Origin of the sequence: Pseudomonas sp. B6001 (genome assembly GCF_013386015.1) — a bacterium.
GTDB lineage: Bacteria > Pseudomonadota > Gammaproteobacteria > Pseudomonadales > Pseudomonadaceae > Aquipseudomonas.
This window is the reverse complement of sequence record NZ_JACAOX010000004.1, coordinates 150,814-166,726: the sequence shown is the minus strand read 5'-3', so window position 1 is coordinate 166,726 and position 15,913 is coordinate 150,814. Positions and strand designations below refer to the sequence as shown.

The following is a 15,913-nucleotide window of genomic DNA, read 5'->3' as shown; positions in this document are numbered from 1 at the left end:
GACGAGGTTCCTCTTGTTAGACGGACAGGGTGTAGCGGCTCAGGTTGGTCAACAGGTACGGATCATTGGCGATCGGTGGCCGACGGCCGGGATCGCCCAAGGCATGGCGCAGGAATTCCTGGGTCCGTTCACTGGTGGGGCGCTGGAAGATCTGCTCGGCGCTGCCGTGCTCGACGATCACGCCGTTTTCGGTGAAATAGACGATGTCGCTGATCTCTTCGGCAAAGCGCATTTCGTGGGTCACCAGCACGCAGGTCATGCCTTCTTCGGTCAGCTCGCGAATCACCGTCAGTACTTCACCGACGGTTTCCGGGTCCAGGGCCGAGGTCACTTCATCGAACAGGATCAGCTCGGGGCGCATCGCCAACGCCCGGGCAATCGCCACCCGCTGCTGTTGGCCGCCGGACAATTGGCCCGGATAGGCATCGGCCTTGTGCTCCATGCGCACCTTGGCCAACAGCGCCCGGGCATCTTTCTCGGCATCGGCACGGTTGCGACCGAGCACCTTGCGCGGGGCGATCACCAGGTTTTCCAGCACGGACAAATGCGGGAACAGGTTGTATTGCTGGAATACAAAACCCACACGCTTGCGCAACTCGATGCGCTGGGCTTCCTGGGTCAGCGTATCGACCCGGGTTTCGCCCACGCGAATGGTGCCGCGCTGGGGCTGCAACAGGCCGGTGATACAGCGCAGGATGGTCGACTTGCCCGAGCCCGACGGGCCGATGATCGACACCGCCTGGCCGCGATGCACATCGAGGTCGATGCCCTTGAGCACCCGGTTGTCACCGAACGACAGCTGCAAATCCCGCAGGCTGACCAGGGGTTCAATAGAAGGCATAACGGCGCTCCAGGCGTTGGGTCAAACGGGAAATCGGGTAGCAGTAGGCGAAGAACAGGACCAACAGGCTGAGGTAGATCACCACGGTAAAGCCGGTCATGTTCACGGTGTTGCTGGCGATCTGTGCGGTATCGATCACGTCGTGCACGCCCACCAGCGACGCCAGGGCGGTGCCCATGGTGACCACCGCGTAGAGGTTCATCCACGGCGGCAACATGCGCTTGAAGCACTGGGGCAGAATGATCGAGCTGAATATCTGGCCGCGGGTAAATGCCAGCGAGCGCGCCGCTTCCCATTGGGTGCTGGGGATCGAGCCGATGGCGCCGCGAAAGATCTCCGCCACGTTGGCGCTGGCCGGCAATGCCAGGCCAATCGTCACCTTGACCCAGTCCGGGAACGACACGTAGCTGCTGCCGATATGGATCTCGAACGGGAACACGTAGGTGGTGAAATAGATCAGCACCAGCCACGGTGCATTGCGGAAAACCTGCACCCAGATCCGCGCGGGCAACCGCAGCAGGCGCAGGGGTGACAGGGCCAACGCGCCCACCATCAGGCCCAGCAGCGAACCAAGACCAATCGCCACCAGGCTGATCAGGATGTTCTGGCCGAAACCAGTCACCAGCGCCGGCGACCATTGCAGCAACGCCGACAGCACCGGGAATGAATCAATGGCCATAGCCGGGCATCCTCAGGCGCGCTTCCAGCCAGCGCCCCACACAATTGACGGTAAAACTCAGCAAGCCGAAAAAGCTCAGGATCAGAATCATCAGCTCCAGCACATTGTCGCTCTGGGTCCAGATCATGATCGAGGCGTAGGTGATATCGCCCACGGCGATGGCCGAGGCCACGGCGGTCATTTTCACCAGGTCGATCAGGTTGTTGATCAGCGACGGCAGCGCGAAGCGCAGGGCCAACGGCAACTGCACATTCCACAGCAATTGCCGGCTGCTGAACGCCAGGGAGCTGGCGGCTTCCAGGGTCACGGCGGGCACCGCCTCGATGCCGGCGCGCAGGGCTTCGGCGTGGAACGCGCCCTTGTGCAGCGAAATCACGATAACCACCCAGGCAAACGGCGTCAGCGGGTTGGCCGCGCCGACGGCCTGGGTCAGCAGCATGTTCAACACCAGGAATGCGCAGTACAGCTGCACCAGGGTCGGCGTGTTGCGGGTGACTTCGATAAACACCCGCGCCGGTTTGGCCAGCCACGGGTTGCCGGAAGTCAGCAGCGCCGCCAGGCTGATCCCGGCCAGCAGGCTGCCGACGATGGTGAACAGGCACAACAGCACCGTGGTCAGCGCGCCCTGCTCCAGGGTGCCGCGCTGATAGGCATCCAGCAGGAAGCTGTAGTTGAGGCCGATACCGGCGGCCCAGTGCACAAAAAGCTCCAGCCAATGACTCATTCGACGCCCCGCAGCTTGCCGCAGGCGACAGCGATACGGCGGCCGGCCTCGGCCACGCTGTCGGTCGCCGTGGCGATGGACAGGCGAAACCACGGCGACAGGCCGTAGGCACTGCCCGCTACTCCGGCGACGCCCTCCTCCAGCAAGTACGCGACGACATCGCCATCATCGTCCAGGCGCTGACCGTCCGGGCGATAGCGGCCAAGCAACCCGGCGCAACGCACGAACACGAAAAAGCCGCCCTGGGGTTCGAGTACTTCCAGGCCGTCGACAGTGCCGAGGGCCATCATCAACAGGTCCCGGCGCAGCTGATAGGCCGCTACCTGCTCGGCCAAAAAGCCCAGCCCGCCGGTGAATGCCGCCAATGCAGCAGCCTGGCCCACGGAGGAAGCACCGGAGGTGGATTGCGACTGAACAACCGCCATTGCATGGGTCAAGGCCTGCGGTCCGGCGCCGAAACCGATGCGCCAGCCGGTCATGGCGTAGGTCTTGGACACGCCGCCCACCAGCAGGCAACGGTCCTGCAAATCCGGCGCGACGTTCAGCAGGCTCTGGGCCGGGCGCCCGTCGAAGCGGATGTGTTCGTAGAGTTCATCCAGCAGCACCAGCACCTGGGGATGGCGACGCAGCACCTCAGCCAGCGCGTGCAGTTCAGCCTCGCTATACACCGCACCGCTCGGGTTGCCCGGGCCGTTAAGGATCAGCCAGCGGGTGCGTTGATTGATGTGTTGCTCCAGCTGGGCGGGCAGCAGCTTGCAACCCTGCTCCAGCCCGCACTCGATAAAAACCGGCTCGCCACCGTTGAAGCGCACGCTGTCGGGGAACGACGGCCAGTAAGGCGTCGGCACCAGCACTTGATCGCCGTCGTCGAGGGTTGCGGCGAAGGCGTTGAAGATGATTTGTTTCGCGCCGTTGGCGATCACGATATTCGGCAGCGAATAGTCCAGGTGGTTTTCTTCGGCCAGTTTTCGCTGCACGGCCACGCGCAAGGCTTTTACCCCGGGTGTCGGCGTGTACTTGGTGGCGCCCGCAGCAATGGCTGCGCAGGCGGCTTGCTTGATGTGCTCCGGGGTATCGAAATCCGGCTCGCCGGTGGTCAGGTCCAGAATGTCGCACCCGGCGTCACGCAGTTCCGTGGCGCGGGATTTGGCCGCCGCATTGGCCGACAGCGACACGCGCTGCACCCGCTTGGACAGGCGAACGGTCATGGCTGTACCTCCAGGACTTTGCCGGGATTGAGCAGGTTTTTCGGGTCGAGGGCCCGCTTGATGCGACGCATCAGGTCCAGTTCCACCGGGCTTTTGTAGCGGCCCAGCAGGCCGACCTTGCGCTGGCCAATCCCGTGTTCGGCGCTGATGGAGCCGCCGTGGGCATGGGCGCTGTCGTGTACCAGCAAGCTCAATTCGGCGTAGTTGCGCATGTGCTCGTCAACCGTTGAATCCAGCGGATGGGCGACGTTGTAATGCAGGTTGCCGTCCCCCAGGTGCCCGAACGTGAAGTTGCGAACACCGGGGAAATGCGTCTGCAACAGCGCATCGGTATGGGCGACGAAGGCGACGATTTGCGAAATGGGCACCGAGATATCGTGTTTCATATTGCGTCCGGCACGCTTCTGCGCTTCGCTCATGTTCTCCCGCAGCAGCCATAGCGCTTCGCTTTGCGCCAGGCTTTCGGCGATCAGTGCGTCAGCCAGCAGTGACTGTTCGAAGGCTTCACCGAGGACCGTTTCGAAGGCTTCGCGGGCGTGGGTTTCACCGTGGTTATCCGACAGCTCCAGCAAGGCAAACCAGGGTTGGCTGGCGTTGAGAAACGGTTGCGGGCCCTCGGGAAATTGCTCGCGCAACAACGCCAGGCAATCGGCGCTGAGCAATTCGAATGCCGTGAGGTTTGCACCAAAACCGGCGCGGGCATGGGACAGGAACGCCACCGCCTGCGCCAACTCGTCAAACGCCAGCAGCGCTGTCGCCTGGGCCTTGGGCAGCGGGAACAGCTTCAGGGTCGCGGCGGTGATAATCCCGAGGGTACCTTCGCTGCCCACGTACAAATCCCGCAGGTCGTAGCCGGTGTTGTCCTTGCGCAACCCTCGCAGGCCATTCCAGATTTCGCCTTCGGCGGTCACCACTTCCAGGCCCAGGGTCAACTCGCGGGTGTTGCCATAACGCAGCACGGCGGTGCCGCCTGCATTGGTGCCAAGGTTGCCGCCGATGGTGCAACTGCCTTCGGCGCCCAGACTCAATGGAAACAGGCGACCGGCTTCACGGGCCACGTCCTGGATGTTTTGCAGGATGCAGCCGGCTTCGACGGTCAGGGTGTCGTTGTCGGTATCGATCACGCGCACCCGGTTCATGCGGTCGAGCAGCAACAATACCGCGCGGCCGCTGGCATCCGGTGTGGCACCCGCCATCAGGCCGGTGTTGCCGCCCTGGACCACGATGGGCGCTTCCAGGGCGACACACGCACGCACCACGGCGGCCACTTCCTCGGTGTTGGCCGGGTGCACCACGGCGATCACCTCGCCGGTGTAGCGGCCCTGTTTGTCGGTCAGGTACTGGGCGGCGTCTTCGCTGCGCTGCACATGGGCGGCGCCGAGCAGTTGTTGCAGGGTGGCGAATAGCGCTTCACTCATGGCTGTACTGCTCGTGCAGATCACGCAGGGCTTGGGACGGAGCCATGCCGGTACGTTCGCCGAGGGCGATCAACCAGCCGCTGCGATGCCAGTCGCGCACGATGGCGTCGAGCCTGGCCTGGGTGTCGTGTTCGCCTTTACGGATCCAGATCACGGATTTGGACGGGATCAAATCCCCCGGCAACGGGATCTCGTAGCCGGACCATTCGGCATCGCCGAGCAGCGCGTGCATGGTCGGGCTGACGTGCACCGCCGCCACACAGCCATTGCCGCGCAACGACAGCAGGGATTCGGACTGGCTGCGGAACGCCTTGATCTGCGCGCCGTAGGTTTCCTGCAACGGCTTGATGAAGTTGCTGCCCTGGGACACGCACACCGGCTTGCCCTTGAGGTCGGCCCACTGGGTGATGCCGGCGCCTTTGCGGATCAACGCCGCGCCGCCGACCTCTTCATAGGGCGTGGGCACGTAGTCGAGAATCTCGGCGCGTTCGTCGGTGTACTGCATGTTGGCGATCAGCACGTCGACCTTGCCCTGTTGCAGGAACTGCACGCGGTTGGGCGCCAGTACCGAAACGGTCCTGGTCTCCACACCCAGCGCCTGGCCCAGGCCCTTGGCCAGTTCGACGTTGTAGCCCAGGTGTTCGCCGGTCTTGGGGTCGATGGTGCCAAACGGCGGACCGCTGAGGATCACGCCGACGCTGATGGCGTGGCGTTGCTGGATCTTGTCGAGGGTGGCGTCGGCGTGGACCAGGCTGGCGCACAGTGCCAGGCCCAAGGCAGTCAGGGTTCTCAATGTCATGTGTCAGGCACCCTTGAACTGTTTCTGCAACTCCACCAGCGCCGGGGACGCCGGGGTGATGTGGTTGCGGGTCTGGGCTTCGATCAGCCAGCCGCTGCGGTGCAGGTCCTTGACGATCGGGTCGAGTTTGGCCTGGGTGTCGCTCTCGCCACGGCGGGTCCAGATTACCGATGGCGCCGGGTTCAGCTCGGGACTGAGGGTGCGGTAATCCTTCCATTCGGCGCTGTCGTTGATCAGCGGGTTGACCAGGGTGGAGTCATGCACCGCAGCGACGCAGTTGTTGCCGCGCAGGGCCAGCAGGGATTCCGAAGAGCTCTTGAAGGCCTTGATCTGCGCGCCCAGTTCGGTCAGCGGCTTGACGTAGCTGCTGCCCTGGGAGGTGCACACCGGCTGGTCCTTGAGATCTTCCCAGCGGGTGATCTTGCTGTCCTTGAGTACGGCAGCAGTGCCGCCGATCTTGTAGAACGGCGTCGGCACGAACCCGAGGATCTCGCCACGCTCGGCGGTCCATTCCATATTGGCGATCAGCAGGTCGACCTTGCCCTGTTGCAGGAACTGCACACGGTTGGCCGGCAATACCGGCACCAGCTGCACCTCGGCGCCCAACTGACGACCCAGCTCGTTGGCCAGGTCGACGTTCAAGCCCCTGGGCTTCTGGGTGGTGGGGTCGATGCCGCCAAACGGCCCGCCAGACAGCAGCACGCCGACCACCAGCACATGGCGCTGCTGGATCTTGTCCAGGGTCGCATCGGCCTGAGCCACTGCACTGCCGCCCAGGGCGATCAACGCGCCCAGGACCACAGGCAACCTTCGTTTTACCGCCGCGCGCACAAACCCCATGGAACTCCCCTCATTAGCGATCGGCGTACCCCGACCTGATGTGGGGGCATGCTAGGGAGAGTGCCGGGCTAACGGAAATTCAAATATCTAATATCGTTATAACTTCCCGTATATGGACGCGCTGACTTTTGGCCATATACTCGAATTCATTAGCCCTCGTAAAAACCCGGCGCGACAAAACATAAACATCTGTAATGTTTATCTTCGCACCCTTGATATAAAAACGCCCTGGAATGGCCATGTCGACCCTCGATCTTGAACTGCTCCGCACCTTTATCGCCGTGGTCGACCACCACAGCTTTGCCGAAGCCGGCACTCACCTGGCACGCACACAATCTTCCGTCACCCAGCATATGCAGCGTCTGGAACAACAAGTGGGCGTCAGCCTGTTTGAAAAACGTGGCCGGCAAAAACAACTGACAGAACCCGGGATGCAGCTGTTGCGGCATGCGCGGCAGATGCTCTCGCTGAATGACGATGCACTCAATTCCTTGCGGGAAAGCAGCCTCAGCGGCGTACTGCGTATCGGCTCGCCCCACGACATCGCCGACACCATCCTGCCGCCGATCCTCAGCCACATCGCCCGCTCGGCACCGCGCCTGCGCCTGGAGATCGACGTCGGGCGCAGCCCGTTCCTGATGGATGACCTGCACCGGGGCAAGGTCGACATGGTGATTTCCACCCGCGCCGATGCCAACCTGGAGGGCTTTGCACTGCGCACCTCGCCGGTGTGGTGGATTTGTTCGGCGCAATACATTCACTCGCCAAGCGAGCCGCTGCCATTGATTCTGGTGGATGAGCCGAGCATTTATCGGCGCTACGCCCTTGAGGCGCTGGAACGGGCGAATATCCCGTGGCGCCAGGCGTACCTGGCATCGAACCTGATCGGCATCAAGGCGGCAACCCGCGCAGGGCTGGGCGTAACCCCACGGAGCATGGAGATGCTAGGGCCGGATATGCGGGTATTGGGGGAAAACGATGGATTGCCGAGGATGCCGGAGGTCACGTACTACCTGTGGATCCGTCCGAACACGGCGAACCCGATTGCGCGCAAGGCATATGACCTGATCAGGGCCAGCCAGGGGCTGGCGCTGGGGTGACGGTTATTGCTGGGTCAATTGGGTCCATAGCGCGGGTGCGCCGGCAGACTTGGCGATCGCCTCGAGGCGCGCTGCATGCTCGGCCATGTCCTGCTCGCTGGCACGAATGATCGTGGTGGGCTGGCGATCCGCTGGCAGGCGGCGGATTTCCGAAGGACGATTGCCCGAGCCTTCCGCCGAACCATTGCCGTCCGAGGCATTACCGGCCAGGGACAGGCTGGTCTGGCCACCGGTCATGGTCAGGTAGACGTCGGCGAGAATCTCGGAGTCGAGCAACGCGCCGTGGAGTTCACGGCCGGAGTTGTCGACGCCATAGCGTTTGCACAACGCATCGAGGCTGTTGCGCTGGCCCGGGTGACGCTCACGCGCCATCATCAAGGTGTCGAGGATCGAGCAGTGCCGGGTGATATCAGCCCGGTCGGTCTGCCCCATCAGCGCGAATTCGTTGTTGATGAAGCCAACGTCGAACGCCGCGTTATGGATGATCAGCTGCGCGCCGTTGATGAACTCAAAGAACTCATCCGCCACTTCGGCAAACCGTGGCTTGCCCACCAGGAATTCGTTGGTGATGCCGTGGACGCCGATGGCGCCTTCGTCACTTTCCCGATCCGGTTGCAGGTAGACGTGGAAGTGCCGGCCGGTGAGGCGGCGGCCCATCAGTTCGACACAGCCGATTTCAATGATCCGGTGGCCGTCGGTCACCGGCATGCCGGTGGTTTCGGTATCGAGTACAACAGATCGGATGGCCATCAGGGTTCAGCTCTCAACGGTTTGGTACACTTCAAGGGGCGGGATCTTAACACGTCAGACGGCATCAGCTCTGTTTGTAGCCGCGCACTTCATCCACACCGCGGTTGGCCAGTTGGTCGGCCCGCTCGTTGCCGGGATGGCCGATGTGCCCGCGCACCCATTTCCAGGTGATGTTGTGCCGATTGCATTGCTCATCGAGCAATTGCCACAGGTCGGCGTTTTTCACCGGCTCCTTGGCCGCAGTCTTCCAGCCGCGCTTCTTCCAGTTGACCATCCACTCGTTGATGCCCTTCATCACGTACTGGGAGTCGGTCACCAGCAATACGTCGCAACGGCGCTTGAGCTCTTCCAGGCCACGGATCGCGCCCATCAGTTCCATGCGGTTGTTGGTGGTGTTGGCTTCGCCGCCCCACAGTTCCTTCTCCACGCCCTTGCACACCAGCAAGGCGCCCCATCCGCCGGGGCCGGGGTTGCCCTTGCAGGCGCCATCGGTGAAGAGTTCTACGGTATCGGTCATTTCACTGTCCATTAAAGCGGGATCCATCAAAGCGGGTTGCCGATAATCGACCGACAAGTGCCCGAGGTCGAGAGGCTCGACCTGAAATCAAAAGGTATGTTTACTGTTCGCTCTGCTTGCGATTGACCTTGGCCATCGGCATCGGCACCAGCTTGCCCATTGGCTCGCGACGCACCTGGCGCACCGGGCGCAGGCCAACGACGATCTTGCGCGCCACCAACAGGTAGAAACCCCCGCCGGACAATTGCCAGGCACCGGCCCTGCGTTCCCAGCCGGCCAGCCGGCCTTGCCACTTGGCAGACGCAAGCGGCGGACGATAGCACCCGAAGCGGCGTTTCTCCAGCGCAAAGCCCAGCAGGTTCAACCAGTCGCCGACTCGCGACGGCGAGATGCAGCGCGCCTGGCGCAGCCCGTCATGGGCGAACACATGGCGCAAGCCCCAACTGCTCCAGGGGTTGATGCCAATGATCAGCAAATGGCCACCAGGGCGCACGCTGCTGGCCGCTTCGCGCAGCAAACCGTGGGGCGACAGGCAGAAATCCAGGCCATGCTGCATCACCACCACATCGGCCGCATGCTCGCTCAACGGCCAGGCCTGCTCCTCGCAGACGATTTCAACCCCCGGCAGCGGCGCCCCCAGGCGCACATTGCGTTGCACCTGGGGTGCCGACGGCGGGGTTTGTGCCGACGGCCCGTAATGCACCAGGTAACCACCAAAGAACCGACCCAGCTCGTCTTCGAGCATGCGCCGTTCTTCATCCAGTAAAAATTGCCCGACAGGCCCGGACAGCCATTCACGGGCGGCACCGATCAGTGCCAGCCACTCGGGATCGGCCTGGGCGAACGCTTTATCAGTCATTGCATTCTCCAACGCGCCAAGAAGCTCTAAGATGCACCAATGTGTTCAGCTTGGCGAATCAAAGAATGATACAGATCAGTGCCCTGCCCGCCTTCACCGATAACTACATCTGGTTGTTACAGGATCAGCCGAACAAGCGCTGCGCGGTGGTCGATCCCGGTGATGCCGCGCCCGTGCTGGCCTGGCTCCAGCAGCATCCCGAGTGGACCCTCAGCGACATCCTGGTGACTCACCATCACCATGATCATGTCGGCGGCGTCGAGCAACTTAAAAGTGTTTCAGGCGCCACGGTCTACGGCCCGGCAAATGAAAAGATCCCGGCGCGGGACGTGGCACTCCAGGATAACGACCGCATCAACGTGCTGGGTTGGGACTTCGAGGTGTTTGCCGTACCCGGCCATACCCTGGGGCACATCGCCTTTTATCACGAGGGCGTGCTGTTCTGTGGCGACACCCTCTTTGCCGCCGGTTGTGGCCGCCTGTTCGAAGGCACCCCGCAGCAAATGCACACCTCACTGGAGCGCCTGGCGGCCTTGCCGGCCAACACGCTGGTGTACTGCACCCACGAATACACACAAAGTAACCTGAAATTCGCCCAGGCCGTGGAACCGCATAACGCGGATATCGCCGAACGGGTGGAGAACGTGCGGCAACTGCGGGCGAACGGCCAGATAACATTGCCTTCGACTTTGGCCCTGGAAAAACGCACCAACCCTTTTCTGCGGACCTCTGAAACATCCGTTAAAGAAAAAGCGGACGAACGGAATGGCCGCGATAACCGGGCCGGGAGTGAGGTGTTTGCTAGCTTGAGGTCGTGGAAAGATACGTTCTAAGCGCGCGGAATTTAGTACGTAATTTCTGAATGGTTGACCGCAACCCACGCGCTTTCTAGAATCGCCCGACATTTTTGCCCGGAACTTACTTCCAGCCAATGTCGTCATCTATTCGTAAAACCAACCATTCAGACGCATTGACCCGCCTGGCTCAAGCCGTGGCGGTGGCTGTGTCCGCTACTCTGGCGGGCTGCCAATCGACCCATTTTGCCGCACAATCCACCGTGCAACCCAAGCCAAACCTTACCGCCAAGATCAAGCAAAAACCCCTTTGGCTATCAGAGAAGCCAAGCCCGGAAGTGCCCCAGGATGTCTGGGAACGCATGCGCCGGGGCTTTCAATTGCAGGACGGGTTAGGCGTCAACCCGCGCATTGAACAGCAACGATTGTGGTTTGCCAGCAACCCATCCTTCCTCGAGAACGCCGGCGAACGCGGCAGCCTCTATATTCATTACATCGTCGAACGCCTTGAAGAACGCAACATGCCGCTGGAGCTGGCGCTGCTGCCAGTGATTGAAAGTGCCTACAACCCAATGGCCTATTCCCGCAGCGATGCGGTCGGCCTGTGGCAGTTCGTTCCCGCCACCGGGCGCTATTTCAACCTGCGCCAGACCCGCGCCTACGACGGCCGCCGCGACATCACCGCCTCCACCACCGCTGCCCTGGACTACCTGACTCGCCTGCATGACATGTTCAACGGCGACTGGTTGCTGGCCCTGGCGGCTTACAACGCCGGTGAGGGCACGGTCAGCCGGGCCATCGAGCGTAACGAGAAGCTCGGTTTGCCGACGGACTACTGGAACCTGCCACTGCCCCAGGAAACCAAGGACTACGTGCCCAAGTTCCTGGCGCTGTCCCAGGTGGTGCTGGCCCCCGAGGCGTATGGCGTCAACCTGAACCCGATCGCCAACACGCCGTACTTCGAAGTGGTAGAAATCAAGACCAGCATGGACCTGTCACGGGTCGCCGCGCTGGCCGAGATCGACGAAGACGAGCTGTTCCAGCTCAACCCGGCCTTGAAACAGCGCACCACCCTGGACGGCCCGCAGCATTTGCTGGTGCCGACGTCCAAGGCGCAGTTGCTGGCCAGCAGCCTTTCGGCGATGAAGCCCGAAGAATTGCTGAGCATGCGTCCGAAAAAGCCGGTGTTCGACGACGTTGAGCACAAGGCCATTGCCGGTCGCACCCGCAACTACAAGGTGCGCAGCGGCGACAACCTGACGCTGATCGCCAAGGCCAACAAGGTCGATGTTCATGACCTGCAGCGCTGGAACAAGCTCAACGGGCAGGCGCTCAAGGTCGGCCAGACCCTGGTGATGCAGGACACCCGCAAGCTGGTGGCCAAGGCCGACAGCAAGAAGCCGGTGCAATACAAGGTCAAGAAAGGCGATTCGCTGTACATCGTCGCCAAGCGCTTCAACGTCGAGATGCAACATCTCAAGCGCTGGAACCCACGCACTGGCCAGGCCCTGAAACCTGGGCAGATGCTGGTGGTTTCCGGGCCGCGCTAAGCAGCAAACACGAGGGGGAACTGGCAACAGCTCCCCCTTTGTTCTTCACCCTGCCAACCCCCATCCAAGCCTGTAGTCTCCCTCCTGCGGCGCCAGCCTTTTTCCAATCGGAACAAGCTGTTACTGTACGGTTCATAAAGCCCAAGCCGCCTGGATCGGATCCCTGACTTGAAGCGTCCCCTCCTTCTACTAATAAGTCTGGCCTTGAGCTTTTCCGCGAACGCGACCATTACCGAGAGCCACGGTTATGCGCAGTTCGGCACGCTCAAGTACCCGGCCAAATTCACCCACTTCGACTGGGTAAACCCCGCAGCGCCCAAGGGCGGCACCTTGCGGGTCATGGCGTTTGGCACTTTCGACACCCTCAACCCGTACACCTTCAAGGGTTCCAGCCCGGTTTCCACCGCCAATTTCCTGCAATATGGGGTTAACGAGCTCAATGAGCCGTTGATGGTCGGCACCGGCCAATATGCCCCTTCCGGCGATGAACCCACCTCCAGCTACGGCCTGATTGCCCAATCGGTGGAATACAGCGAGGACCGCAGCTGGGTAGTGTTCAACCTGCGCCCTGAAGCGCGGTTTCACGATGGCAAGCCGATTACTGCCTACGACGTGGCGTTTTCCTATCGCACGCTGCTGACCGAAGGTCACCCGCAGTACCGCACCAACCTGCAGGAAGTGGCCCGGGTCGACATTCTTAACCGGCATCGCATTCGTTTTGTGTTCAAGCGCGCCGGCAACCCGTTGCTGATCCTGCGCCTGGGCGAGCTACCGGTATTGCCCCAGCATTACTGGAAAAACCGCGACTTCAAGGCCACCACGTTCGAACCGCCGCTGGGCAGCGGGCCTTACCGCATCAGCAAGGTCAGCCCCGGGCGACAACTGGTGTTCGAGCGGGTCAAGGATTACTGGGGCAAGGACCTGGCGGTCAACCGGGGTTTGTATAACTACGACAAGGTCGAGGTGGAGTTCTACCGCGACAGCGACGTGGCCTTCGAAGCGTTCAAGGCCGGCGAGTTCGATATCTATATCGAGCACCAGGCGAAGAACTGGGCCAACGGCTACAACTTCCCGGCGGTCAACCGTGGCGATGTGATCAAGGCGCAGATCGCCCACCAGATACCGACCCAGAGCCAAGGCCTGTTCATGAACAGCCGGCGCCCTGCCTTCAGGCAGGCCAAGGTCCGCGAAGCGTTGGGGCTGATGTTCGATTTCGAGTGGACCAACCGCACCCTGTTCAGCGGCGCCTATAAACGCAGCCTCAGCTATTACCCCAACAGCGAATTCTCCGCCACCGGCGTGCCGACCGGTCATGAGTGGCTGATGCTGTCGCCCTATCGCGACCAACTGCCGGCCAACCTGTTTACCCAGCCCTTCAGCCTGCCCCAGACCGACGGTCGTGGCATTCCTCGCGACACGATGCGCCGCGCCCTCGCATTGTTGGCGGACGCCGGCTGGAAGCTGTCCGGGCAACGCTTGCTCAACAGTGACGGACAGCCGCTGAGGCTGGAGATTCTGCTGGTGAACCCGAACCTGGAGCGCATCCTGCAGCCCTATGTCGAGAATCTGACAAGCATCGGCGTCGATGCCCGCTTGCGCACGGTAGACCGCGCACAGTACAAACAACGCCTCGATCAGTTCGACTTCGACATGATTCTGATGACCCTCAACCAGACCCTCAGCCCCGGCCTTGAGCAGTGGCAGTATTTCCACTCCAGCCAGGCGGGGATCAAGGGCAGCAAGAATTACGCAGGCATCGCCAACCCGGTGGTCGACCACCTGCTGGACCAACTGCTGGCGGCGCAAACCCGTGAAGAACAGTTGGCCGCCGGCCGGGCGCTGGACCGCGTCCTGCTGTGGCAGCACTACAGTATTCCCAACTGGTACCTCAACTATCATCGCCTGGCGTACCGCAACCGGTTCGCCTTCGTCACCACGCCGCCCTACAGCCTGGGCCTGAGCGCATGGTGGCTGAAAGCTTCGGAGAAAGCCCAATGATACCTTTGCGTACTGCGATCCTTGGCAGCCTGCTGTTTTGCGCCGCGGCCAATGCGGCCCCGCAACATGCCCTGACCCTCTACAACGAACCGCCCAAGTACCCCGCCGATTTCAAACACGTCGACTACGTAAATCCGGATGCCCCCAAGGGTGGTACCTTCCGCGTATCCAGCATGGGCAGCTTCGACAGCCTCAACCCATTCATCAGCAAGGGCGTGCCGGCAGATGATATCGGCCTGATCTACGACACCCTGGCCCAGCAAAGCCTGGACGAACCCATCACCGAATACGGCCTGGTGGCCGGCAAGATCGAAAAGGCCCCGGACAACAGTTGGGTACGCTTCTACATTCGCCCCGAAGCGCGCTTCCACGACGGCCACCCGATCCGTGCCGAAGACGTGGTGTTCAGCTTCCAGACGCTGATGAAGGATGGCTCGCCGATCTTCAAGACCTACTACGCCGATGTCGACGAAGTGATCGCCGAAGACCCGCTGCGGGTGCTGTTCAAGTTCAAGCGCACCAACAACCGCGAACTGCCGCTGATCCTTGGGCAACTGACAGTGTTGCCCAAGCATTACTGGGAGGGCCGCGACTTCTCCAAGGGCAACCTGGAGATTCCGCTGGGCAGCGGCCCGTACAAGGTGGCCGAGGTCAAGGCCGGGCGCTCGGTCCGCTACGAGCGGGTCAAGGACTACTGGGCCAGGGACCTGCCGATCAACAAGGGTTTCTACAACTTCGATTACCGGGTCACCGATTACTACCGCGACAACACCGTGGCCCTCGAAGCCCTCAAGGCCGGGCAGTTCGATTACTGGCTGGAAATCAGCGCGAAAAACTGGGCCAATGCCTACAACACCCCCGCCGTCACCCAGGGCCGCCTGATCAAGGAAGAAATCCCCAACGGCAACCCCACCGGCATGCAGGGCTTCGTGTTCAACACCCGCAAACCGATGTTCCAGGATGTGCGGGTGCGCAAGGCCATCAGCCTGTTGCTGGACTTTGAATGGAGCAACAAGCAACTGTTCAACGGCGCCTACACCCGCAGCCGCAGCTATTTCGAAAACTCCGAGATGGCCGCCACCGGCCTGCCCGGCCCGGATGAGCTGGCGATTCTTGAACCGCTGCGGGACAAGATCCCGCCCCAGGTGTTTACCGAAGCCTTCGAGCCATCGAAGACCGACGCCAGCGGCATGATCCGCACCCAGCAGCGCGAGGCCTATCAACTGCTGCAAGAGGCCGGCTGGAAGATCGTCGACGACAAGATGGTCGACACCACCGGCAAGCCGGTGACCATCGAGTTCCTGCTGGCACAGACCGAGTTCGAACGCATCCTGTTGCCGTTCAAGCGCAACCTGGCAGACCTGGGGATCGACCTGGTGATTCGCCGGGTCGACATCTCGCAGTACATCAACCGCATCCGTTCGCGGGACTTCGACATGGTGGTGGGCAGCTTCCCGCAATCCTCATCGCCGGGCAACGAGCAGCGCGAGTACTGGAAGTCATCCAGCGCCGACAAGCCCGGCAGCCGCAACTACATCGGCCTGAAAGACCCGGCCATCGACCAGTTGGTGGAAGAACTCATCGACTCCGACTCGCGCAAGAGCCTGGTGGCCCACGCCAAGGCCCTGGACCGCGTGCTGCAGTTCGGCTACTACGTGATCCCCAACTGGCACATCAAGACCTTCCGCGTGGCGTATTGGGACCACCTCGGCCATCCGAAGGTCTCGCCACGGTATGACGTCGGCACCGCCACCTGGTGGAGCAAACCCGACGTGAAACCTGCGATAACCGTGGACACCAACCAGAGCGCCGATCCGGCGAGCGGGGGCGACTGAG

15 protein-coding genes are annotated in these 15,913 nt (G+C 62.0%); 5 read left to right on the top strand and 10 right to left on the bottom strand.

Annotated features, from left to right (window positions below):
* Positions 1–16: 16 nt before the first annotated feature.
* From HX821_RS06865 to HX821_RS06835, 7 genes are read right to left on the bottom strand one after another with little or no spacing between them, the layout of a single operon-like run.
* Positions 17–841, bottom strand: coding sequence for an amino acid ABC transporter ATP-binding protein (locus HX821_RS06865; protein WP_003207489.1), 825 nt, complete (start codon positions 839–841; stop codon positions 17–19).
* A complete protein-coding gene (locus HX821_RS06860; protein ID WP_003207487.1) occupies positions 828–1,520 on the bottom strand; it encodes an amino acid ABC transporter permease in 693 nt (230 codons plus the stop codon). Before HX821_RS06860 ends, HX821_RS06865 begins: the two co-directional genes overlap by 14 nt.
* Complete coding sequence (locus HX821_RS06855) at positions 1,510–2,244, bottom strand: amino acid ABC transporter permease (protein WP_003207485.1); 735 nt, start codon at positions 2,242–2,244, stop codon at positions 1,510–1,512. Before HX821_RS06855 ends, HX821_RS06860 begins: the two co-directional genes overlap by 11 nt.
* Positions 2,241–3,452 (bottom strand): aminotransferase class I/II-fold pyridoxal phosphate-dependent enzyme, encoded by a 1,212-nt coding sequence (locus HX821_RS06850; protein WP_177035473.1) that lies wholly within the window; start codon positions 3,450–3,452, stop codon positions 2,241–2,243. The genes HX821_RS06855 and HX821_RS06850 overlap by 4 nt, the downstream gene beginning before the upstream one ends.
* Positions 3,449–4,870, bottom strand: a complete 1,422-nt coding sequence (locus HX821_RS06845; RefSeq protein ID WP_177035472.1) for an FAD-binding oxidoreductase — start codon at positions 4,868–4,870, stop codon at positions 3,449–3,451. Before HX821_RS06845 ends, HX821_RS06850 begins: the two co-directional genes overlap by 4 nt.
* Positions 4,863–5,669 carry a transporter substrate-binding domain-containing protein gene (locus HX821_RS06840; protein WP_102605662.1) on the bottom strand — a complete coding sequence of 269 codons (807 nt, stop codon included), beginning with the start codon at positions 5,667–5,669 and terminating at the stop codon, positions 4,863–4,865. Before HX821_RS06840 ends, HX821_RS06845 begins: the two co-directional genes overlap by 8 nt.
* A 3-nt stretch (positions 5,670–5,672) precedes the next feature.
* Positions 5,673–6,509, bottom strand: a complete 837-nt coding sequence (locus HX821_RS06835) for a transporter substrate-binding domain-containing protein (protein WP_008435195.1) — start codon at positions 6,507–6,509, stop codon at positions 5,673–5,675.
* A 239-nt stretch (positions 6,510–6,748) separates the two neighbouring features.
* Here HX821_RS06835 and HX821_RS06830 point away from each other — a divergent pair, with 239 nt between their 5' ends.
* The gene (locus tag HX821_RS06830) at positions 6,749–7,609 is read left to right on the top strand and encodes a LysR substrate-binding domain-containing protein (protein WP_003207477.1); all 861 of its coding nucleotides are present in this window, start codon (positions 6,749–6,751) and stop codon (positions 7,607–7,609) included.
* A gap of 3 nt (positions 7,610–7,612) precedes the next feature.
* Here HX821_RS06830 and dnaQ read toward each other — a convergent pair whose 3' ends face one another.
* From dnaQ to HX821_RS06815, 3 genes are all read right to left on the bottom strand, one after another.
* Positions 7,613–8,353 carry a DNA polymerase III subunit epsilon gene (dnaQ, locus tag HX821_RS06825; protein WP_162835175.1) on the bottom strand — a complete coding sequence of 247 codons (741 nt, stop codon included), beginning with the start codon at positions 8,351–8,353 and terminating at the stop codon, positions 7,613–7,615.
* Positions 8,354–8,423: 70 nt separating this feature from the next.
* Positions 8,424–8,876: a ribonuclease HI gene (gene rnhA / locus HX821_RS06820; protein WP_003207474.1), complete on the bottom strand. Its 453-nt coding sequence runs from the start codon at positions 8,874–8,876 to the stop codon at positions 8,424–8,426.
* A 100-nt stretch (positions 8,877–8,976) separates the two neighbouring features.
* Positions 8,977–9,735 carry a class I SAM-dependent methyltransferase gene (locus HX821_RS06815; RefSeq protein ID WP_008435200.1) on the bottom strand — a complete coding sequence of 253 codons (759 nt, stop codon included), beginning with the start codon at positions 9,733–9,735 and terminating at the stop codon, positions 8,977–8,979.
* A gap of 65 nt (positions 9,736–9,800) precedes the next feature.
* On the opposite strand from HX821_RS06815, the gene gloB reads away from it, so the two are divergent.
* The 4 genes from gloB (at position 9,801) to HX821_RS06795 (ending at position 15,912) form a co-directional block, all read left to right on the top strand.
* A complete protein-coding gene (gene gloB / locus HX821_RS06810; RefSeq protein ID WP_003207471.1) occupies positions 9,801–10,568 on the top strand; it encodes a hydroxyacylglutathione hydrolase in 768 nt (255 codons plus the stop codon).
* A 98-nt stretch (positions 10,569–10,666) separates the two neighbouring features.
* Positions 10,667–12,079, top strand: a complete 1,413-nt coding sequence (locus HX821_RS06805) for a lytic transglycosylase domain-containing protein (RefSeq protein WP_008435202.1) — start codon at positions 10,667–10,669, stop codon at positions 12,077–12,079.
* A 168-nt stretch (positions 12,080–12,247) separates the two neighbouring features.
* Complete coding sequence (locus HX821_RS06800; RefSeq protein WP_177035471.1) at positions 12,248–14,077, top strand: extracellular solute-binding protein; 1,830 nt, start codon at positions 12,248–12,250, stop codon at positions 14,075–14,077.
* On the top strand, positions 14,074–15,912 hold the full coding sequence (locus HX821_RS06795) for an extracellular solute-binding protein (protein ID WP_177035470.1): 1,839 nt from the start codon (positions 14,074–14,076) through the stop codon (positions 15,910–15,912). The genes HX821_RS06800 and HX821_RS06795 overlap by 4 nt, the downstream gene beginning before the upstream one ends.
* The last annotated feature ends 1 nt before the right edge of the window (position 15,913 follow it).

Bases quoted from the DNA above. Each gene is read 5' to 3' on its own strand.
- HX821_RS06815 (WP_008435200.1), bottom strand. From the start codon at position 9,735: ATGACTGATAAAGCGTTCGCCCAGGCCGATCCCGAGTGGCTGGCACTG.
- rnhA (WP_003207474.1), bottom strand. From the start codon at position 8,876: ATGACCGATACCGTAGAACTCTTCACCGATGGCGCCTGCAAGGGCAAC.
- HX821_RS06830 (WP_003207477.1), top strand. From the start codon at position 6,749: ATGTCGACCCTCGATCTTGAACTGCTCCGCACCTTTATCGCCGTGGTC.
- HX821_RS06795 (WP_177035470.1), top strand. From the start codon at position 14,074: ATGATACCTTTGCGTACTGCGATCCTTGGCAGCCTGCTGTTTTGCGCC.
- HX821_RS06860 (WP_003207487.1), bottom strand. From the start codon at position 1,520: ATGGCCATTGATTCATTCCCGGTGCTGTCGGCGTTGCTGCAATGGTCG.
- HX821_RS06840 (WP_102605662.1), bottom strand. From the start codon at position 5,669: ATGACATTGAGAACCCTGACTGCCTTGGGCCTGGCACTGTGCGCCAGC.
- HX821_RS06855 (WP_003207485.1), bottom strand. From the start codon at position 2,244: ATGAGTCATTGGCTGGAGCTTTTTGTGCACTGGGCCGCCGGTATCGGC.
- HX821_RS06845 (WP_177035472.1), bottom strand. From the start codon at position 4,870: ATGAGTGAAGCGCTATTCGCCACCCTGCAACAACTGCTCGGCGCCGCC.
- gloB (WP_003207471.1), top strand. From the start codon at position 9,801: ATGATACAGATCAGTGCCCTGCCCGCCTTCACCGATAACTACATCTGG.
- HX821_RS06850 (WP_177035473.1), bottom strand. From the start codon at position 3,452: ATGACCGTTCGCCTGTCCAAGCGGGTGCAGCGCGTGTCGCTGTCGGCC.
- HX821_RS06805 (WP_008435202.1), top strand. From the start codon at position 10,667: ATGTCGTCATCTATTCGTAAAACCAACCATTCAGACGCATTGACCCGC.
- HX821_RS06865 (WP_003207489.1), bottom strand. From the start codon at position 841: ATGCCTTCTATTGAACCCCTGGTCAGCCTGCGGGATTTGCAGCTGTCG.
- HX821_RS06835 (WP_008435195.1), bottom strand. From the start codon at position 6,509: ATGGGGTTTGTGCGCGCGGCGGTAAAACGAAGGTTGCCTGTGGTCCTG.